The 20,610-nt window shown below is 54.7% G+C and carries 18 protein-coding genes; 10 read left to right on the forward strand and 8 right to left on the reverse strand.

Translation table 11 applies throughout. From position 1 onward, the window contains the following. Positions 1 to 30 precede the first annotated feature (30 nt). Both FHT67_RS20605 and FHT67_RS20610 read right to left on the reverse strand, forming a co-directional pair. A complete protein-coding gene (locus FHT67_RS20605) occupies positions 31 to 432 on the reverse strand; it encodes a DUF350 domain-containing protein (protein WP_132310834.1) in 402 nt (133 codons plus the stop codon). Between the two features lie 115 nt (positions 433 to 547). Then, complete coding sequence (locus FHT67_RS20610; protein WP_167201118.1) at positions 548 to 1,222, reverse strand: PspA/IM30 family protein; 675 nt, start codon at positions 1,220 to 1,222, stop codon at positions 548 to 550. 191 nt (positions 1,223 to 1,413) lie between these two features. Here FHT67_RS20610 and FHT67_RS20615 point away from each other — a divergent pair, with 191 nt between their 5' ends. Together FHT67_RS20615 and wsfD are read left to right on the forward strand one after the other, a co-directional pair. Continuing rightward, complete coding sequence (locus tag FHT67_RS20615; RefSeq protein ID WP_132310830.1) at positions 1,414 to 1,920, forward strand: DinB family protein; 507 nt, start codon at positions 1,414 to 1,416, stop codon at positions 1,918 to 1,920. Between the two features lie 161 nt (positions 1,921 to 2,081). Next, the gene (gene wsfD / locus FHT67_RS20620) at positions 2,082 to 3,506 is read left to right on the forward strand and encodes a glycan biosynthesis hexose transferase WsfD (protein ID WP_167201120.1); all 1,425 of its coding nucleotides are present in this window, start codon (positions 2,082 to 2,084) and stop codon (positions 3,504 to 3,506) included. A gap of 38 nt (positions 3,507 to 3,544) precedes the next feature. Here the strand turns inward: wsfD and FHT67_RS20625 are convergent, their stop codons facing one another. The 3 genes from FHT67_RS20625 to FHT67_RS20635 all read right to left on the reverse strand — a co-directional run bounded on the left by FHT67_RS20625 (position 3,545) and on the right by FHT67_RS20635 (position 5,701). Beyond that, on the reverse strand, positions 3,545 to 3,721 hold the full coding sequence (locus FHT67_RS20625; RefSeq protein WP_167200763.1) for a hypothetical protein: 177 nt from the start codon (positions 3,719 to 3,721) through the stop codon (positions 3,545 to 3,547). Positions 3,722 to 3,765: 44 nt separating this feature from the next. Continuing rightward, positions 3,766 to 3,945, reverse strand: a complete 180-nt coding sequence (locus FHT67_RS20630) for a hypothetical protein (protein WP_167201122.1) — start codon at positions 3,943 to 3,945, stop codon at positions 3,766 to 3,768. Positions 3,946 to 4,468: 523 nt separating this feature from the next. Continuing rightward, positions 4,469 to 5,701 (reverse strand): aminopeptidase, encoded by a 1,233-nt coding sequence (locus FHT67_RS20635; RefSeq protein WP_167201124.1) that lies wholly within the window; start codon positions 5,699 to 5,701, stop codon positions 4,469 to 4,471. A gap of 180 nt (positions 5,702 to 5,881) precedes the next feature. On the opposite strand from FHT67_RS20635, the gene FHT67_RS20640 reads away from it, so the two are divergent. Beyond that, on the forward strand, positions 5,882 to 6,991 hold the full coding sequence (locus tag FHT67_RS20640) for a M24 family metallopeptidase (RefSeq protein ID WP_167201126.1): 1,110 nt from the start codon (positions 5,882 to 5,884) through the stop codon (positions 6,989 to 6,991). Between the two features lie 353 nt (positions 6,992 to 7,344). Here FHT67_RS20640 and FHT67_RS20645 read toward each other — a convergent pair whose 3' ends face one another. Continuing rightward, on the reverse strand, positions 7,345 to 8,262 hold the full coding sequence (locus tag FHT67_RS20645) for a proline dehydrogenase family protein (RefSeq protein WP_167201128.1): 918 nt from the start codon (positions 8,260 to 8,262) through the stop codon (positions 7,345 to 7,347). Between the two features lie 138 nt (positions 8,263 to 8,400). Between FHT67_RS20645 and pruA the strand changes: the two genes are divergently transcribed. From pruA to FHT67_RS20660, 3 genes are all read left to right on the forward strand, one after another. After that, entirely contained in the window at positions 8,401 to 9,948 is a 1,548-nt protein-coding gene (pruA, locus tag FHT67_RS20650; protein ID WP_167201130.1) for an L-glutamate gamma-semialdehyde dehydrogenase, read from the forward strand. 113 nt (positions 9,949 to 10,061) lie between these two features. After that, positions 10,062 to 11,558 (forward strand): glycerol kinase GlpK, encoded by a 1,497-nt coding sequence (glpK, locus tag FHT67_RS20655; protein WP_167201132.1) that lies wholly within the window; start codon positions 10,062 to 10,064, stop codon positions 11,556 to 11,558. A gap of 108 nt (positions 11,559 to 11,666) precedes the next feature. Further along, entirely contained in the window at positions 11,667 to 13,355 is a 1,689-nt protein-coding gene (locus FHT67_RS20660) for a glycerol-3-phosphate dehydrogenase/oxidase (RefSeq protein ID WP_167201134.1), read from the forward strand. 13 nt (positions 13,356 to 13,368) lie between these two features. Here the strand turns inward: FHT67_RS20660 and FHT67_RS20665 are convergent, their stop codons facing one another. Further along, on the reverse strand, positions 13,369 to 14,298 hold the full coding sequence (locus FHT67_RS20665; protein WP_167201136.1) for an AEC family transporter: 930 nt from the start codon (positions 14,296 to 14,298) through the stop codon (positions 13,369 to 13,371). Further along, positions 14,295 to 15,011, reverse strand: a complete 717-nt coding sequence (locus tag FHT67_RS20670) for a metal-dependent hydrolase (RefSeq protein ID WP_167201138.1) — start codon at positions 15,009 to 15,011, stop codon at positions 14,295 to 14,297. Before FHT67_RS20670 ends, FHT67_RS20665 begins: the two co-directional genes overlap by 4 nt. Before the next feature lie 135 nt (positions 15,012 to 15,146). Here FHT67_RS20670 and FHT67_RS20675 point away from each other — a divergent pair, with 135 nt between their 5' ends. From FHT67_RS20675 to FHT67_RS20690, 4 genes are all read left to right on the forward strand, one after another. Next, entirely contained in the window at positions 15,147 to 15,974 is an 828-nt protein-coding gene (locus FHT67_RS20675; RefSeq protein WP_167201140.1) for a PaaX family transcriptional regulator C-terminal domain-containing protein, read from the forward strand. Between the two features lie 90 nt (positions 15,975 to 16,064). Further along, the gene (locus tag FHT67_RS20680; RefSeq protein ID WP_167201142.1) at positions 16,065 to 17,681 is read left to right on the forward strand and encodes a response regulator; all 1,617 of its coding nucleotides are present in this window, start codon (positions 16,065 to 16,067) and stop codon (positions 17,679 to 17,681) included. A gap of 9 nt (positions 17,682 to 17,690) precedes the next feature. After that, positions 17,691 to 19,481 carry a sensor histidine kinase gene (locus tag FHT67_RS20685; RefSeq protein WP_132310806.1) on the forward strand — a complete coding sequence of 597 codons (1,791 nt, stop codon included), beginning with the start codon at positions 17,691 to 17,693 and terminating at the stop codon, positions 19,479 to 19,481. Next, complete coding sequence (locus tag FHT67_RS20690; protein ID WP_132310804.1) at positions 19,478 to 20,476, forward strand: substrate-binding domain-containing protein; 999 nt, start codon at positions 19,478 to 19,480, stop codon at positions 20,474 to 20,476. The genes FHT67_RS20685 and FHT67_RS20690 overlap by 4 nt, the downstream gene beginning before the upstream one ends. Positions 20,477 to 20,610: the final 134 nt, after the last annotated feature.

Consider the following 20,610-nt stretch of genomic DNA (forward strand, 5'->3'; position numbering starts at 1 on the left):
CAAGGTTTACTCCTTCGTACGATCGTTCTGTTAGACCGAAGCAATAATCAGCGCACCAGCAATGTGAAGGGAGCCGGCGATCAGCGCGTAGCCGACCTTGCCCTCGTGGATGCCTTTGTCCAGCTGAATGCCGGCAACGGCCCCGAAGATAATCCGGAAGATCGCTTCAACAATCAATAGCGTAATAAACGATACAAGCGAGATCACAAGAGCTTCCCACATGTAAGTTGCCTGTCCGATCGACGAGGCAAGGATGTACGCCTGTGCGCCCAGCTTCATGACAAAGCGGACCGCTACAGCAATATTACCATCTTTCATTTCCTTAAAATCATGGTATTTCGTGGACAATGAATCTAAATACATGAGGATAAAAAGCAGAAGCGCCCCAGCGCCCGTCCACACCGGAATTTGCAGCAAATCCGTCCAAGTCATGACCATCTTTCCCCCAATAAAGTAATAGAACTGCAAAATCCGCCGGCGCTGCCGTTAAGCTATGGCGCCGGCGGACCTGTTTGCGTCAGTCCATTTTATTCCATGCGTGCAGGTGCTATTCCTTCTTTTCGTACTGCTTCATCAGAGCGGCAAGCTCGTCTTCAACCGCTTTGTCCTTGCCAAGAGCCGCGAACTCGTCGTCAAGCGATTTGCCTTTGGATTGCGCAAGTTCGTTCGATGCTTCGGCGCGCGCTTCGGCTTGAAGCATCTTTTCTTCCATGCGCTTCAGGCCGGCGGTAGCGGAATCGGAGCTGAAGCCCGCGAGCGATTTGTTGATGTGCTCTTGCGCTTTGGCCGCTTGGTAGCGGGCAACCAGCGTCTCGCGCTTGTTCTTCATTTCCGTCAACTGCTTGCGCATTTCATCGAGCTTCGCACGAAGGTTATCCGCCATTGCTTTGTTGTTATCGAAGCTTGTTTTGTATTCGGCTGCTTTCGCTTCGGCCGCTTTTTTCTCTTCCAGTGCCCGGCGGGCAAGGTCGACATTCTGAGCTTGAGCGGCAATATGAGCTTGCTCGCCGCGTTTTTCAACCAGCTGAGCTTGTTCTTCATACAGCTGCTTGAATTTTTTCTCGAGGGCGATTTGGGCCGCTACGGCTTTTTCGGCATCCTCAAGATCTTCTTGCATGTCCCGGATATATTGGTCAGTCAGCTTGATCGGATCTTCCGCTTTCTCAATCAGAGCGTACACATTCGATAAAGTAAGGTCACGAAGTCGTTTGAAAATAGACATTTTAAACATCCTCCCGGAATTTTCGATTTTCAATATTGGAGCTTATAACACCTACATACGATTATACGCTCGATAAGGTTTCATTTCGATAGCTCGGGAAAAAGTGGTGCCCCGGTTTGTTGAAGGGAAATAGAAAACTTTGGTAAAATAGATGAGGAATCTATTCATTGTACCTAGGGAGATGAGCAGGAATGAGTCATGAAATCATCCGCCAATTCGAATATCATGCATGGGCCAACAATCGGTTGTTCGAGCATTTGAAACAGCTTCCCGAAGAAGCGTACGCGGCAGAGGTGCAAAGCGTGTTCCCGTCCGTAGCCGCGGTGCTGGAGCATCTGTATGTCCGCGACGAGCTGTGGCTTGCCGTCCTGCTGGGGGAAGAGACGGATCTGATTGGTTTGGTTAACCGCAAGACGGAGGAAGTAAAGGGGATGACTGCGGCATCGCTGGAAGAATGCTACAGCCGGATAGCAGACCGGTTCCGTGCCTATATCGCTGGTGTGGAAGACCTGGACAAGCTGACGACGATTACGCATCCGAGATTTGGATCCATGACGGCGCCGTTATCGGGCATTATTCAGCATGTCGTTAACCACGGTACGTATCATCGGGGGAACGTGACGGCTATACTAAGACAGCAGGGCCATCCGGGCGTTGCTACGGATTATATCTTTTTCCTGTACGGACAATTTAATTAATCCACAGGCTTATCCACATTATCAACATGAGTAATCCCCAATAATAACGAGACTTTACATAAAGTTAATAACATATCCACAACAGAGGCTGTCCACATAAAGTCCTAGTCCGGAAGTCAGGTCATACATGCAAAAATGTAGAGATTTGTCGGAGGTTTTCGTTGAAAATAAGGATTCGTTTGGAATGGTTGACCGTTATCGTTGCAGCCGCAGTCTTATTGCCGCTATTGTTCTTCAGTCCCGTGGGAGTTGCGAATAATGGCGACTTTTACCGCATCATGCTGGCGGGCGGCATCGATTTCGCCGATCCCGGCGAATCGTACCGGGATAAGTACTTCGGGTATTTTCACGCGTTGTATCATTACGGGCCATTCTCGGCTGAGAGCTATCTCTCTTCCCAGATTATCCTAGTCTTTATTGCGGGGATGATCGGCCGGGCCGCAAACTCGCAGGTGTTTGACATCCGGATTTTATCGCTCCTCTATTCCGTCCTGTACGCTGCGGCTTTGTACGTGATCGTTAAATACAATAAACAGCGTTCGGTGCTCTTTAATGCCGTACTTATCGCAAGCTTGGCGCTGGTATTTCTGGATATCGGGTACGTCGCTTATTTCAACTCGTTTTTCGGGGAAGCGGTCACCGTCATCTTTATGCTGCTTACCTTCGGATTGGCGCTTGCCTTGCCTCGCTCGGACAAGCCTTCGGTCTGGCTGCTGACGGCTTTTTATTTGTCCGCTGTTTGTCTTGTCGGCACCAAGCTGCAAAACGCTCCGATCGGGCTTTTGCTCCTGCTGCTGGGCTTGCGTTACTGGAGGCTGCGTTCCGACCGTGGATGGAGATGGACGGTCGGGATTTGGTCAGCCGTGCTGCTGCTTGCCACCGTCACGATGTATGCCGCAGCGCCAAACGAACTGAAGCACATCAATCTGTATCAAACGGTGTTTTTTGGGGTGTTGAAGGATTCGCCGGACCCGGCATCGGATCTTAGGGAGCTAGGTTTGCCGGAGGAATTCAAGGTGAATGCGGGTACGAATTATTTTCAGAAGGACACGGCGATCAAGCAGGATGACCCCCGCATTCTTGCGGCGCTGAAGGGGATCAGCCATAAAGATGTGCTGCTGTATTATGCGAAACATCCGGACAGGCTCCTGCAGAAGCTTAAGCGTGCAGCGCAGAACGGAATGAGCATCCGGCCTTTGTACCTGGGCAGCTATGAGAAGGAGGCGGGCAAGCCTTACGGGGCAGTTAGTTACGCCTATAGCGCCTGGAGTACGTTTAAGCTGAAGGTTATGCCGAACAACTTTGGTTTTGTTGCGGCGTTTGCGGCGGCGTATCTCGTCATTCTTGCCGTGGAGTATGGGAGGCGGCGGAAATCGATCCGGCAGCGGCTGTATCTGGAGGTTTTGTTTGTACTTGCGCTTACCGGGATGTGTGGCTTTACGGTACCTCTCGTCGGTGACGGGGAGGCGGATCTCGGCAAGCATTTATTCCTGTTTAACGTCTGCTTCGATATGATGACGGTAGTCAGCGTGCTGTATGTCGTGCGGTTCATCGCAATAAAAGCAGGGCTGCTGCGGGGAGCTTGACCTCCGCGCGAACAGCCCTGCTTTTCTTTTGGATTTGCTTAGCCCTGTGCGCCGGGGCGGATGCGGACGACGCCAATCTCCGTTGCGTTAATGGCAAACGCGTTGCCGCCTTGGTTAATCGTTGCGTTCGCCGATTGGCCGACGCGGACGTTGGTTGTGCCTTTGCTCCATTTGACAATGTTCTTGTCGGCGGATTTCGTTCTTTTGCGACCCATTCGAATCACCTCCTCGCCATTGTTTGGACGGATGAAGAGGTTCATTAACGTTTGCGCTTCTTGTTTTGCTTCGCCAGCCGCTTCATGATTTGCACGTTAACGGCGTTGCTCGCGAGCACATTGCCGGCCTCGGCCGATGCCTTGGCGGTCTGATAAATGTTAATAACGATATAGTTGTTGCGGCCGACGCGGTAGCGGTAGGACTTCACATTCTGATGAATCAAGGGGGGAGCCTCCTCCTGATAGATGAGATCTTCTATAGTCTATGTTTAATAGTAGAGTCGGTCGCGGCGCATGCTAGAGATGAAGGGATTAATAGATCGATATGTTACGCAGGAAAGTATCGAGAGGGGAGATTGATGATGTTACGCAGGAAAGTATCTCCTTCCGGTTGCTGTTGTTATCTTGATATTTCTGATTGAAGTTTTATCGGTTATATCAAGAGTAACAAAGGCAAGCGCTAACGCTCCTCCACGAGATACTTTCCTTCTCCACCTATCAATCGGTGTGGGGGGACAAAAAAGAGTGGAACCGGCATAAAGCCTAGTTCCACTACTTTTGTCTCAAAAATAATCGATAGGATCCGAAGAGAAAACATCTCCTGGAAGAGTGTAACGCTTGCCTTTGAAATCGTGAGATTACAATTAACAACTTGATTCAAATCCTCACGATTTCAACAGCGACTGGAAGGAGATGTTTTCTCGGCAGGATCACCGTCGATAAAAAACTCTATAGGATCCTGTCGATTTAAAATGCCCAGTTGCCGTTAACCAGGATCGGCTCGCGGGTGCCGTCTTCGGTAATGCCGTAGAGGTTGAGCTCGGCGGAGCCAACCATGAAGTCGGTATGCGCCATGCTTTGGTTCAGCCCTCTTGCGAGCAGCTCCTCGCGCGACAGGCCGGCGCCGCCCTTGATGCAGGACGCGTATGCGCTGCCCAATGCGAGATGGCAGGAAGCATTTTCGTCGAAGATCGTTTTGTAGAACAAAATATTCGAATCCGAAATTGGCGAGGTGTGCGGAACCAAGGCAACTTCGCCGAGGAATTTTGCTGCGTCATCGGTATCGAGCAGGCCTTTAATGGTTTCCTCGCCTTGCTCCGCCTTGAAATCGACAACGCGGCCATTCTCGAAAGTAAACGAGAAGTTATCGACGATATTGCCGTTATAGCTAAGCGGCTTCGTGCTGGAGATTGTTCCGTTCACGCCGGTACGAAGCGGTGCCGAGTAGACTTCTTCGGTTGGCAGGTTTGGAACAAACCAGGTGCCTTGCTCATTTTGCTTGCTGCCGCCAAGCCAGATTTGATCCTTCGGCATTTCGAGCGTCAGATCGGTGCCAGGGGCTTCGTAATGCAGATATTTATAGGCTTTATCGTTCAAATATTGCGCTTTGGATTTGAGCTGCTTGATGTGCGCTTCCCAAGCGGCGATAGGATCCGGCTGGTCGGCGCGTACCATTTGGAAGATGGTATCCCACAGCTTTGCGACCTGCTCCTCCTGCGGAAGCTCCGGGAAGACCTTGGCTGCCCATGCAGCGGAAGGGGCTGTTGCCAGCGACCAGGTAAATTTGAAGGCCTGGGACATTTGACGGTATTTTTCGTTGGCTTTGCGCGCCGTACGGTCCGCGTTGCGGATTTTTTCCTGCGGCACGCCGCGGAGCAGATCGGGATCGGCGGATCCGATCGTAATGGAAGCTGCGCCTTTTTCCGCCATCTCGAGCTTTTCGCCGGCGGACCATTTTGGCTCCTCCAGGAAGGATTCAAGCGGAGCAAGATCATAATGAATGCGGGATACCGCGTCGTCATGCCAGAATACCTTCACTTGGTAGGCACCGGCTTCATACGCTTTTTTCACGACGAGTCGAACGAGCTCTGGCGCGTCGATTGTCGCATTAACCATGACCGATTGTCCTTGCTGTATGTTCGCTCCGATTTTTACGATGATGTCCGCATAGTTGTTTAATTTTTGCTCAAAAGTCAGCACGGGGCTTCATTCCTCTCTCGTTAACGATATGTATAGTTTCCACTGGATCCTATAGCTATAGTATGAACTTATTTGTTCGGAATTTCAAAATGGTAGAGGAGAGGCCGGATTGTTGGTTACGGCGCGGGACGGGGTTATAATAGCAGGGTAGGTTTTTAATGAGAAACGGAGTGAAGAAGCATGGAATCGATATGGCAACAGAGAAAAGGGCAGCTGGCTGCGTACTTGAAAGAGAACGGCATTGATATCGCCTTTATTACGTCACCGACGAATGTATATTATTTTACGGGATTTTCCTGCAATCCGCATGAGCGGTTCCTGGCGTTAGCGCTGGATGCGCGGACGGGGGAGGAGACGCTGTATATGCCGCTTCTCGACCTGTCGGCGGCAGAGCCTTTTGGGGGGAACGGCAAGCTTGTTCCGATCTCGGATACGCAGAATGCTTACGAGGTGCTGAAGCAGCACACGGCATCGGGAGTGGCGGCAGCGGGCATTGAGAAGGAAGCGGTGTCGATCGCCAAGGCCGAGCGTATTCAGGCGGCTTTGGGCGGAACGCGATTCGTTGATCTCGAGGGCTTTATTCTGTCCCTGCGCACGAAAAAAAGCGAAGAAGAAATCAGCAAGGTGCAAAATGCCGTCCTTATGGTGGAGAAGGTCGTAGCCCACGCCGCTTCCCATGCCAAAATCGGCATGACGGAGCTGGAGCTGACGGCGGAAATCGAGTACCAAATGCGCAAGCTTGGCGCGGACCGCCCGGCGTTTGAGTCGATCGTGCTGACCGGCGCGCGTTCCGCGCTGCCGCATGGCACGCCGGGTTACGACAAGATCAAGCATGGCGATTTTGTGCTGATCGATATCGGCGTACAGGCCGGCGGCTATTGCTCCGACATTACGAGAACCTTTGTGATGGGCGAGGCTTCAAAAGAGCAGCGCGCCATCTATGATACGGTGCTCGCGGCGAACATGGCGGGAATCGCGGCGGCAAAAGCCGGCGTAACGCTGGCCTCCGTGGATCAAGCGGCCCGCGGCGTAATTGAGCAGAAGGGCTTTGGGCCGCTGTTCACGCATCGCCTCGGCCATGGCTTTGGCATGGATGTGCATGAGCAGCCCTCCGTTTCGGGGCAGAATCTATCGATTATCGAGCCGGGCCTGCTGTTTACGATTGAACCGGGCATCTATGATCCGGCGATCGGCGGCGTCCGGATTGAGGACGACGTGTACATTCAAGCGGACGGCTCCGTGCGCGTGTTGACCAGCTACCCGAAAGAGCTGATTTTGCTGGGCAACTAGTTGAGTGATGTGGCGGTGGTGGTGATAGCCTTCGCGTGGGGCTAACGAAACTACAACACCTTATCTAGAGCATTTGCAGCAGCTCTCATTTCTAGCGAAACTCAGTATCGTTATTTGGGGCGAACGAGCTGCATTTGGCTTGAAAACGACCGAATAGCGATACCTGGTTTCGTTAGATTTAGAAAACGGCCGTTTTTCCGGAAATAACGATACTACGTTTCGTTAGCGGGATGAGGGAGGCTGCGAGGGTCTATCCTTGAAATTTCCCCGACAAAGCCCAGTGTACAAACCTTCACCGGGCTTTGCGGTTACCCGACAAAGCCCAGTGTGCAAACCTTCACCGGGCTTTGCGGTTACTTAAACATATTCCTCAAAACCAACACCAGGTTTGCCGGCTTCTCGGCCAAACGGCGGGTGTAGTAAGGGTACCACATCGTGCCGTAAGGCACGTAGCAGCGGACGCGGTAGCCTTCCTGGGCAAGCTCGGCTTGTTTACCCATGCGAAGGCCGTAGAGCATCTGGAACTCGAAGGCTTCCTTCGGAATATGATTCGCCTCGGCGAAAGCCTTGGTGAAGTTGATGATCTTATCGTCATGCGAGGCAACGGCCGTGTATACTCCGTTCTTCAGGCGGTGCTCGATGAGCTTCTTGAAGTTGTCGAGCACTTGCCCCGCATTCTGGTACGCCACTTCCGGGGGCTCTTTATAAGCACCCTTCACCAGCCGCAGGTTAACCTTTTCCTTGCTAAGCGCCTTCACATCCTCCTCGGACCGGTGCAAATACGCCTGAATGACGGTGCCGACATTGGTCATCCAGCCGGCATGCAGCTTCCGCACGAGATCGATGGTGGCCTGCGTGTAGGGCGTATCCTCCATATCGAGCCGGACAAAAATCCGGCTGTACTTCGCCTCCGACACCACCGCCCGGATATTGGCGTGACATTGCTCCTTATCCAGCGCGAGGCCGAATTGGGTCGGTTTGAGCGAGACGTTGGCGTTTACTTTGCGCCTTGCGATCTCGCGGACGATTTTTAAATACTCATCCCTGTAGCCCTCGGCCTCCTTCAAGTCCTTGATCCCTTCTCCGAGATGGTCCAGCGTCACCATGATACCCTGACTGTTGAGCTCCTCCGTTCGATCCATCGCTTCTTCCAGAGTGTCGCCGGCGATGAATTTGGAAGCGAGCTTGCGGCCGTAGCGGATGGACAGATGCTCCACAAGCTTGTTGCCGGTGATGCCTAGCAGCGTTCGGCGGTAAAGGCCAGCACCCATTGTCTATCGCTCCTTTCGTAGGTTACCGGGAAGTCCGTCATGGATCCTTGCATGCCAGACTTCCAGTTAAGACACATAACGTTCTGCCGGATGAACTATAAATGGAATAGTGAGCATGTATCGAAGGGGGATGCGGGTATGAGGGCAGCATTCAAGAATGAACCTTTTACGAATTTTCGGCTGGAAGCAAATAATAAGGCGTACGATGCGGCGCTTGAGCTGGTCAGATCCAAGCTGGGCCGGGAGTATCCGCTTGTGATCGGAGGCCGCCGGATTACGACAACGCGGACATCGCCGTCCACGAATCCGGCCTCCAAGAATCAGGTGATTGGCGTAGTGTCCCAAGCGGACGCCAGTCTTGCGGAAGAGGCCATTCAGACAGCGGCTCGCACCTTCGACAGCTGGAGGTATACCGAGCCAGGCGAGCGGGCCAGGTATTTATATAAAGCGGCGGCATTGCTGCGGCGGCGCAAGCATGAGTTCTCCGCATGGATGACCCTTGAAGCGGGCAAAACACGCGCCGAGGCCGATGCGGATACGGCGGAAGCGATAGATTTTATGGAATTTTACGCGCGCGAGCTGCAGCGAATAAGCAAGCCGCAGCCTCTGACTCCTCTTGACGATGAGGAGAATCAACTTTATTATATTCCGCTTGGCGTCGGTATTGTCATTCCGCCTTGGAATTTCCCTCTCGCCATCATGGCGGGCATGACTACGGCCGCTCTCGTATGCGGCAACACGGTTGTCCTGAAGCCGGCCAGCCCAACGTCGGTTATTGCGGCGCAGTTCTTCGAGCTGCTTGAAGAGGCAGGCGTTCCCGCTGGTGTAGTCAACTACTTGCCGGGACCGGGAAGCGAGGTTGGCGATTATCTGGTGGATCATCCGCTGACGAGATTCGTCAGCTTTACCGGCTCCCGCGAGGTTGGACTTCGAATTAACGAACGGGCGGCGAAGACGCAGCCGGGGCAAAAATGGATCAAGCGCGTCATTGCCGAAATGGGAGGGAAAGACGCGATCATCGTGGACGCGGAAGCGGATCTCGATCTGGCTGCCGATTCGATTGTCGCATCGGCCTTTGGCTTTTCCGGGCAAAAATGCTCCGCCTGCTCGAGAGCGATCGTCCACGAAGCGGTGTACGACGAGGTGCTAGCGAAGGTACTGGACCGGACCAATTGGCTTACGGTAGGCGATCCCGCGGATGCCGCCACGAATGTTGGAGCCGTTATCGACGACAAGGCATTCCGCAAAATCCAGGAATATATCGAGATCGGCAAGGGAGAAGGCAGGCTGGTCGCCGGCGGAGCATCCGACGATTCAGTGGGGTATTTTATCGAGCCTACGATCTTTGCGGATGTAGAAGCGAATGCCCGTATATCGCTGGAGGAGATTTTTGGCCCCGTGCTTGCTTTTACGAGAGCGAAATCCTTCGACGAGGCCCTTCAAATGGCGAACAATACGGAATTTGGCTTGACGGGAGCCGTTATTTCGAGAAACCGGGCGCATCTGGAGCAAGCTAGGCGCGAGTTTATGGCAGGCAATTTGTATTTGAACCGCAAATGCACGGGGGCGCTGGTTGGCGCTCATCCGTTTGGCGGATTTCATATGTCGGGTACGGATTCGAAGGCGGGAGGCCGCGATTATCTGCTCCTGTTCACGCAGGCGAAGATCGTATCGGAGAGATTTTAGGGGAATGCAAGCGTCCGTCAAAGGGAGTTTGGCTCAGCGCCTCGAATAGAATACAATAGTGGAAGCGGGTACTTGGGAGATGCAGGATTTATGGAAAAAGGGGATCGATGATCATGACGCAGCAGGAAACCTATATCATCGCGCTGGACCAAGGAACAACGAGCACACGTGCGATTTTATTCGATAAAGCGGGAAACCCGCGCGCGGTTGCCCAGACGGCGGTGGACTGCGCGTTCCCGCATCCGGGCTGGGTAGAGCAGGACGCCGGGCAGCTGTGGGAAACCTCGCTGAAGGTGATACGCGAGCTGCTTGAGAAGGAAGGCCTGAAGGCGGAGCGCATCGCCGCGATCGGCATCTCGAACCAGCGGGAGACGACGATCATCTGGGACAAAACGACGGGAAAGCCCGTCTATAACGCCGTCGTCTGGCAATCGCGCCAGACGTCGGGTATTTGCGAAGCATTGAAGGAAGCTGGCCATGAGAGGCCGATCCGGGAGAAAACAGGGCTTCTGATCGACCCGTATTTCTCCGGAACAAAGGCGAAATGGGTGCTCGACGAGGTGGCGGGTGCCCGTGACAAAGCCGCGGCCGGCGAGCTGCTATTCGGCACCGTGGACAGCTGGCTGATCTGGAAGCTGACCGGCGGCGCGGTTCACGTGACGGATTATTCGAACGCGTCGCGGACGCTGCTGTACAACATTCATGAGCTGCGGTGGGATGCCGACCTGCTCGAGTGGCTGGATATTCCGGCTTCCATGCTGCCCGAGGTTCGTTCGTCTTCCGAGGTGTACGGCACAACGGAGGCGGCTTTGTTCGGCGGGCCTATTGCAATCGCAGGCGCTGCGGGAGACCAGCAGGCGGCTCTGTTCGGGCATGGCTGCTTTGAGAGAGGGGAAGCGAAAAACACGTACGGCACCGGCTGCTTTATGCTGATGAACACCGGCATGGAGCCGATCCGTTCGGAGCATGGCCTGCTCACGACCATTGCCTGGGGGGTTGACGGGCAGGTGGAATACGCGCTTGAAGGCAGCGTTTTTGTAGCCGGTTCGGCGGTACAGTGGCTTCGAGACGGCATGGAATTGATCGATACCTCGGAGGAGAGCGAAAAGCTGGCCTCTTCCGTCGATTCGACGGAAGGCGTTTACGTCGTTCCGGCCTTTGTCGGACTAGGGACGCCATACTGGGACAGCGAGGTCCGCGGCGCCGTATTCGGCATGACGCGCGGAACGCGGCGCGAGCATTTTGTCCGGGCAACGCTCGAGTCCATTGCGTATCAGACGAAGGATGTGCTGGACGCGATGGAGCAGTCGGCGGGCATTCCGCTGCAAACGCTTTGCGTGGACGGCGGCGCGATCCGCAATAATCTGCTCATGCAGTTCCAGAGCGATCTGCTTGGCGTGCCGGTTGAACGGCCGGTGATCAGCGAGACAACGGCGCTTGGCGCCGCTTATTTGGCGGGGCTTGCGGTTGGCTATTGGCAGGGCCGCGGGGAGATTTTGGAGCAGCGGCGGCTGGACCTTGTTTTTGAGCCGGCGATGGCGAAGGAGCAGGCGGATCGGCTTTATGCCGGATGGCAGAAGGCGGTAAAGGCGGCAATGGCTTTTCGATAGGGAGAAGACCGTGGCAGTTCTTCAGGATGCGTAATAGCATAATGGAGGAATGTTCGCGGTTTTCTTTTTTACGCATCAATAAAGAATTTGCGATAGGAGCTGTTCGTAATGGCAAGCGGGAACGGGCATGGGGGAGAACCGGCTTTATTTAACGCTCTAAAGAGAGAGGAGCAGTTCGGGAAACTGCAGGCGGAGGACTATGATCTGCTGATTATCGGCGGAGGGATTACAGGTGCGGGGATTGCGCTGGACGCGGTTACGCGGGGCTTAAAGACGGCGCTGGTGGAGATGCAGGATTTTGCCGCGGGAACGTCAAGCCGTTCGACCAAGCTGGTGCATGGCGGTCTGCGTTACTTGAAGCAGCTTGAGATCGGAGTTGTAGCCGAGGTTGGCAAGGAACGCGCGATTGTGTACGAGAACGGGCCGCATGTGACCACGCCGGAATGGATGCTGCTCCCGATTTATAAAGGCGGTACCTTCGGAATGTTCAGTACTTCGCTGGGACTTCGATTGTATGATTTTCTGGCCGGGGTCAAACGCGCCGAGCGTCGGAAAATGCTTGGAACGGACGAGACGGTCACGCGGGAGCCGCTTCTGAAGCGGCAGGGCCTGAGGGGCGGAGGCTATTATGTCGAGTACCGGACCGACGATGCCAGATTAACGATAGAAGTGATGAAGAAGGCAGTCGAGCTTGGGGCAAACGCGATTTCTTATGTGAAGGCCGAATCGCTGCTCTACGAGAACGAGCGGGTCGCCGGAGCGGAGCTGAGGGATCAACTGACGGGCAAAACGGGACAAGTGAAGGCGAAGGTTACGATCAATGCCGCCGGCCCTTGGGTAGACACGATACGGGAGAAGGACGGATCCAAGAGAGGCAAGACGCTCCATCATACAAAAGGCGTTCATCTCGTGTTCGACCAGAAGCGGTTCCCGCTTGGTCAGGCGATTTACTTCGACTCGGAGGACGGCCGGATGCTGTTTGCGATTCCCCGCGACGGAAAAACGTACATCGGCACCACCGATACCGACTACAAGGAGAATCTTGTCCATCCGCGGATGACGGCTGCAGACCGGCAATATATTTTGAAGGCGGCTAACGATATGTTCCCTACGCTTGGGCTTGAAGCCGAGGATGTGGAGTCCAGCTGGGCGGGCGTAAGGCCGCTGATTCATCAGGAAGGGAAAAATCCTTCCGAGATTTCGCGGCGCGACGAGGTGCTGGTGTCGTCTTCGGGCCTTCTCTCCATGGCGGGCGGCAAGCTCACCGGCTACCGGAAAATGGCCGAGACCGTTATGGAACAGGCGGCAGAGCAGCTCGTTAAAGCCGGGCGGAGCGGTATAGGCGAGAGCCGGACGAAGACGCTCGCGATCTCGGGCGGCGATGTTGGCGGTTCGGAGGGGTATGAGCGATTTGTAGCGGAGAAGAAGGCGGCTGCCGCCAAGGCGGGGCTTGCCGGCCCGGATGCGGAACGGCTTGTCCGCCGGTTCGGCTCCAATATCGATACCGTGCTCGGCCTTATGCCCGAAGCGCAGGAGGAAGCGATCCGCCGGAAGCTTCCCGTTACGCTTCTGCTTGAGCTGCTCTATGCGATTCGTTACGAAATGGCCTGCAAGCCGGTTGATTTCTGGATTCGCCGCAGCGGCAGCCTCCTGTTCGACCGAAGCCGGGTTATCCGCTGGAAGGACGGCGTGCACCGTTATATGGCGGAGCTGTTCGGCTGGTCAGCCGGTATAAGCAACGCTTACGCGGAGGAGCTGGAGCGCGAGCTCCAGCTGGCGGTGACTCCCTCGGAGTAGGGAGGATTAACGGTTATGCCGGGAAAAGAACACCCGACAGTTGAATAATGACGGTAAGCGTAATACTGCTGAGCAATGTGGAGAAAAGCACCGCCTGTGCGGCAAATCCGGGCTCACAGTTGTACTCGAGAGCAAGCGCAGCGCTGTTTCTGGAGGTAGGTATCGCGCTGGCGATAAAGAGCGCCTGCGCGGTAACGCTATGCGCATGCATGAGCTCCAGCAGCAGCCAAGCGATGGCCGGAGCGGCAATCAAGCGGATGAGACTGCTCCATAGGACGGTAATCGTATGAAGCTTAAGCATCGTAGAGGCCATTTGAGCGCCTATCGTAAACAAGGCAAAGCTGAGCATCCCGTCCGCAACAGCCGATAAGGGAGTCAGAAGCGGTTCCGGCAGGTCGATCGGGACGAGCCGCAGCAGGGTGCCGGCGATAATGGCATACAGGACGGGCATTTTAACAAATTGCAGCAGCGAGTGTTTAAGCCCGCTTGCCGCCCTGCTGGCATTCAGCAGGCCAAAGGTAAAGGTCGCGAACAATTCGAAGGTTACGACCATCATCTGGACGGACATGGCGAACGGATCATGCTTGAATGCCATGGCATTGACGGGAATGCCGATATTGCCGTTGTTCGTTAACGCGATGCTGTTGGAGAAGCTGGCGGCAAGCGGCTTTGGATGGCGAAGCATCCGGCTGACGCCCTGGCCGATCAGCACGATGGCGATAAATTGCGCGGCAAGGAATACGAATATCGTGGCCAGCAAAGAAGCGGTAAGCTCGGCTTGGTACACTTTCACGAAAGCAAGAGCGGGAATGTAGTAATACATGAGCATCTTGGAGAAACCGCCAAGCTCGAATTTGAACTTGCGGTGGAGCAGCGCGCCGATTGCGAGCGGAATAAGGATCGGGACGATGATATAGAGGAAGGTATGCAGGATATTCATCATCTCAATTCCTCTGCCCTTGGCTTTGGCTGGACGTTCAAATGCTGCCCGGGTTCAAGCGCGGTGCCGGCGATCCCTTTTTGCCGGAGCATGCGAATGAATGCGGCTGCATCCTGCTCAATGACCGGAAACGTATTGTAGTGAATGGGAACGATATAACGCGCGCCGATCCACTCCGCGGCTACCGAGGCATCGCCAGGATCCATCGTGAAGCGTCCTCCGATCGGCAGAAAGGCGATGTCGATATCGAACCGTTCTCCAAGCAGGCGCATATCGCCAAACAAACCGGTATCGCCGGCGTGGTACAAGGTAACCCCGCCCATTTGAAGGATAATGCCGACCGGTGAGCCCGTGTAGACGATTTTGCCTTCTTCGTTAAGGGAGGATGAGGCGTGAAGGGCGGGAGTGAGATAGACGCGCCCAAACGGAAAATCCCAGGCTCCGCCGGCATGCATCGGTTCGACCCCAACGCCATGCTTTCCCAGATGCACCGCCAATTCTTCGACGGCGACTATGGGCGCATCGTTTTGCTTTGCCAACGGAATGGCGCCGGTGATATGATCGGAGTGACCGTGAGTCAATAGAATGTATTGGACTTTAATTTGGTCTATACGCGGAGTGGTGACGGGATTGCCGGTCAAGAAGGGATCAATGATGACGGAATAAGCATCGTGGGTTACTTGGATGCAGGAATGCCCGTGATAATCAATGCGCATTAGCGGGACCTCGCTTTCAAAATTAAATTTTATAATAAAAAAATTAACGATCGTATATATTTATGTTATATTACTAACAGTGAATAAATGTCAATCATTTCGGCTTGTTTTTTTGCGAGGGGAGTTGTGGGTCCGTTGTTGTCGATAGAAAAACAGTTGCTGTATCTTCTCGCAAGCGGGGACGGAGCCGGTTCCGGAGCTTCCGTAAGCCGTCTTGTCGAGGTGTATGAAGCGCGGGGCATCTCCCATCAAATCGTGCGCAACGCGCTCTCCAAGCTGAAGAAGGACGGATATGCCGAATCGGCGGAACGCTCCCGCTACAAGGCAACGCCGCTTGGCGAGGAATTCATCCGGATCATTAACGCTAAGCCCGGTTTATACGGGAAGGAATGGGACGGGCAATGGTGCATGGTTATGTTCGAAATTCCGGAATCGGAACGGCGCCGCAGGGATAGCTTCCGATCGGAGCTGCTGCAGCTGGGCTTCGGCTCGCTGTACAAGAGCGTCTACGTCTCGCCATGGGATTACCGGGAAGAGGTTATCCGGCTTGCCCTTCAGTGCGAGGTTACGGAATATATAACGGTTACGAATACAAGGATTGTACATAACGGCATCACGCCGGAAAAGGCAGCTTCCTTATGGCCGCTTGAAGAGCTTCAAGAGCTATATCGGGAAAAGGAGCGCTGGTTCCGCGAAGGCTTGGAGCCAGCGCTTACGGAACTCGTAGCAGCGGGAACAGGCACGGGCGGCGGGCTGCCGCTGTTTGTTCTTTTCCTCGAGCTGGGCGAAGTCATTGCCGAGCTTGGTTTGCGCGATCCGATGCTTCCGGACCCTCTGCTGCCCGAGGCTTGGACGGGCAAGCTGCTGCTTGGACAATTCCAGGCCTGCCTGCGGCGGATCGCGCTTGCGATACCGGAGCAATCCCCATACCGCCCTTTTGTGGCGCATTTTCTCGGACGGTAGAGCATTTTCCTCATTGCCGCCCTCCGACTCTCCCTACTATAATAAAAGCGCATACAATTCCAATCCTGATAGGCAGTAGGGGGAACGTCCTTGTATACGATAGTGCTGGTTGACGATGAAGCGGTCGTAAGGGAAGGCATCAGGGAGCGCATCCCGTGGGAGGAGCTTGGTTTTCGGTGCGTGGCGGATTGCGAGAACGGCGTACATGCGCTGGAGGAGATCGAACGGCTGCAGCCGCATATCGTGCTGACCGATATTAATATGCCGTTTATGGACGGGCTCGCCTTGTCCCGCGAAGTCATGGAACGGTATCCGGAGACAAAGGTCGTAATCCTGACCGGCTACGACGATTTCGAATACGCGCAGCAGGCGCTGAAGCTGAAGGTAAAGGATTTTATCCTCAAGCCGGTAACGGCAGCCGAGTTCTCGGCGATGCTGCATAAGCTCCGGCTGGAGCTGGACGAGGAGAAGAGGGAGCGGGAGGACCTGGCCCGGCTGCAAAGCCAGCTGCATGAGAGCATGCCGCTCCTCAAGGAACGCTTCCTCGAGCGGATGTCGACGATGGCCTTAAGCGAGAAGGAGATTGCGGCGCGTCTGCGCTATTTCCGGATTCGACTGACGGGGCCTTGCTATCTGGGGCTGGCGATCGACACGGACCGGCTCGAAGAGCAGGGTGGGGCGGATACGGACCGGGAGCTGCTCAGGTTTGCCGTGTACAATATCGCGCAGGAGATTATTAGCGGGGAGCCGGAGGCCGTTGTATTCCGGAGCAGGGAGGAACGGGTCATGGCCATCCTTGGCGGGGAGCGCGAGGAGCTGCTGCAAGAGAAGGCGCAGGAGCTGGCCGAGCGCATTCGGCAATCGGCGGTTCAATTCCTGAAGCTGACCGTTTCGATCGGAATAGGGACGACCGTTCATAGCTATACGAGAATCAGAGAGACCTGCAAGGCTGCGGCCGCGGCATTGGACTATCGGCTTGTCCTTGGCGACAACAGCGTCATCAGCATTCTGGACATGGAAAAGCGCCGAAGCTCGCCGGCCGGTCATCCGGCCGAATTCGACCGCGAATTAATAGCCGGGATCAAGACCGGCACGGCGGATGAAGTTGAGCGCGCTATCGAAGCGCTGATCCGGTATAACAAAGCGGAACTGACCAGCATCGATCACTGCTATTTGCGTATTCAAAGAACGATTCTTGCCGTCATGCAGGCGCTTGGCGATATTGGCTGCAAGGAGTCCGAGGCGTTCGGAGAAGGCATTAACCCGATGACCGAGATCTACCGGCTCAGGACGATGGAAGAGATCGGGGAATGGCTGAAGACGGCCTGCCGGCAAGCCGTTTATAGCGTAACGGCCACACGCCGCGATCAATGCCGCTCGCAGATTGAAGAAGCGATCGCCTATCTGGAGTCTAATTACGAGGACGAGAATCTATCGGTCAAAGGCGTCTGCAAGCAGGTTCATATGAGCGTCAGTTATTTCAGCGCGGCTTTCAAAGCCCACACCGGCAGAACCTTTGTCGAGTATGTCACTGCGGTCCGGATGGACAAAGCGAAGGAGCTGCTGAAGTTTACCGGGCTTCGAACCTACGAGATTGCCGCCAGAACCGGCTACAGCGATGCGCAGTATTTCAGCGTTCTGTTCAAGAAGCACACGGGGGAATCTCCAACGGATTACCGTCATCGGACGGCGGCGGAGCAGGCATGAGGCGCGCTTATGGAATTATTTAAATTCAAAAGCATTCAAACGAATATTGCCGCCGCCTCCGCCTGCCTCATTCTGCTTACGGCCATCCTGTTAGGCGTCATCTCGTACCAGCTGTCGGCCTCGTCCGTCCGCGAGACGGCCCAGGACTATACGGCGGAGCTGATCCGTCAGGTGAATGCCAACATTCAGACCTATATTACCAGCATGGAAAATATATCGATGCTCGCGCTCAGCAACGAGGATGTCCGCGAGCTTGTAGGCGAAGCGGGAAGTGACGGGCAAAGCTCGGAGGGGCTGGCGCGCGAGCAGCGGATCTCCGCGTATTTTCACTCCATTATGGCTTCGCGCAAAGACATTGCTTCGATTAACGTCATTGGCTACAACGGCCGGTTCGTCTCGGACCGCGAGCATGTTGAGCTGAATCCAAGCGTCAGGCTGGCGGAGCAGCCTTGGTATACCAGCGCGCAAGAGGCATCGGGCCGGATTGTCGTGTCTTCCTCCCATGTCCAGCATATGTTCAAGGACGAATACGGCTGGGTGGTCTCGCTCAGCCGGGAGCTGTGGAGCAAGGATCAGACGGAGCCGCGCGGCGTGCTGCTCGTCGACCTGAACTTCAGCGTTATTAACGACACTTTGAACAATATCGACTTAAGCAAACGGGGGTACATTTTTATCGTGGATGAAGCCGGCAATATCGTCTATCATCCGCAGCAGCAGCTGATCTACAGCAACTTGAAATCGGAGAAAATCGACGAGGTGCTCGCAAAGGGCAGCGGCAGCTTTATGACCGACGAAGGGAAGACAAGCCGGATCTATACGATTCAGGATACCGGCTTCGGCTGGAAAATCGTTGGCGTGTCCTACGTCAACGAATTGATCGGCAACAAGCGCGAAATGCAGCTGTCGATGGCGGCGGCGGGGATCTTTTGCCTGATTGTCGGGCTCCTGCTTGCCGTCTTTGTCTCGCGTAACCTGTCCCGTCCGATCAAGCAGCTGCAGGAGCATATGAAGAAGGTGGAGAAGGGGATTTTTAATATCCGGGTACCGATCGGCAATCCGAGGGAAATCGCGTCTCTCGCCCGCACGTTTAACCTGATGGTTGTCAAGATCGAGGAGCTGATGAGCCAGGTCGTCCGGGAACAGGAAATAAAGCGGAAGAGCGAGCTGACGGCGCTGCAGGCGCAGATTAATCCGCATTTTTTGTACAATACGCTCGATTCGATCATTTGGATGGCTGAGGGGAAAAAGACGGACGAGGTCGTTCTGATGACCTCCGCGCTGGCGCGGCTGTTCCGTTCCTCCATCAGCAGGGGGCAAGAGCTGGTCTCGATCCGGACGGAGATTGAGCATGTTGCCAACTACCTGACGATCCAGAAAATCCGGTATAAGGACAAGCTGGATTTCCAGATTGACATTGATCCGGATATCTACGCGTACCGCACGCTGAAGGTGCTGCTTCAGCCGCTGCTCGAGAACGCGATCTACCACGGCATCAAGAACAGAATCGGGACCGGAACGATTCAGGTTACCGGCGGCAAGCGGGACGGTTATATTTGGCTGGAAGTGAGCGATAACGGCGTTGGGATGGAAGCGGAGGCGCTCCGAACGATTCTGGAGCCGAGGAGAAGCGACCGGGAAAGCAAAGGCGTTGGCGTGGTGAATGTCCACGAGCGGATCCAGCTTTATTTCGGCAAGGATTACGGCCTGACGTACAGAAGCGTACCGGATGAAGGGACAACGGTAACGGTACGGATTGCCGCCATTGAAGGCGATGAATGGGCGGGAGGTGCTGGCGCATGAGCGAGTACAGACGCAGATCCGCATCCGTGGCCATTGCCGCGATTCTTATCGTGGCTGCTGTCGTCGGCCTCTATAAATGGGCGGCAAGCCAGCGCGGGGAGAAGCCCGTCGACATCATTGTTACGGTAAAAGCAACAAGCTCGGCGATTGATTTCTGGAAGGTGCTTATCACGGGGGTTGAGGACGCGGCCAACGAATTTGGCGCCAACGTTACGGTAATCGGGCCTCCGTCGGAGACGGAGATCGATATTCAAATGGAGCAGCTGGAGCAGGCCATCCGGCAGAAGCCGGATGCGATCGTGATGGCCGCGACCGATTATAACCGGCTGGTTCCTATCGCCCAGCGGATCGTTAAGGCGGGCATTAAGCTCATTACGGTAGATTCCCGCATTAACAGCGATGATGCGCTAAGCTTTATCGCAACGGATAATATGGCAGCCGGGGAGAAGGCCGGAGAAGAGATGGCCAAGCTGCTGCCGGGGGCCGATTCCTCGAAAATCGCCATTATGAGTTACGTTTACGGAACCTCTTCGCAGCTTGAACGGGAAAAGGGCGTGCGGCAGTGGCTGGAAGGTCATTCAAACGTTGAGGTAGCAAGTACGCTCTTTAGCGAAGGACGGCTCGAGAAGGCATATGAGCTGACCAAGCAGCTTCTCTCCGAAGATCCTGGCATTAAAGGGATTGTTGGTCTAAATGAGCCTTCCACCGTGGGGGCCGGCCGAGCGATCCGGGATCTTGGGCTCAGCGGCAAAATAAAGCTTGTTGGCTTCGACAGCTCGGTGGATGAAGTACAGCTGATTGAAGGCGGCGTGCTGCAGGCAACCGTTGTCCAGAAGCCTTACAATATGGGCTACCTCAGCGTGAAGACGGCCATTGAAGCGGTGCGGGGCAAGAAAGTGCCTAGGCTGATCGATACGGAATCGGTCGTTATCAACAAAGACAATATGTACACGGAACAAAATCAGAAGCTGCTCTTCCCCTTTGTGGGAGAGTAGCTTTTTTCATTTTTTGAAGAAAAACGGATTCTAAAAAGGAACAGATTTTTTTCAACTAATCAAATACATTATTCCATTCTGGCAATCGAGAAAGCGCTTTAGAATGAGCTTAGTTACAGCGGGATGGAGTGATT

This window comes from Paenibacillus sp. BK720, from assembly GCF_011761545.1.
Lineage (GTDB): Bacteria > Bacillota > Bacilli > Paenibacillales > Paenibacillaceae > Pristimantibacillus.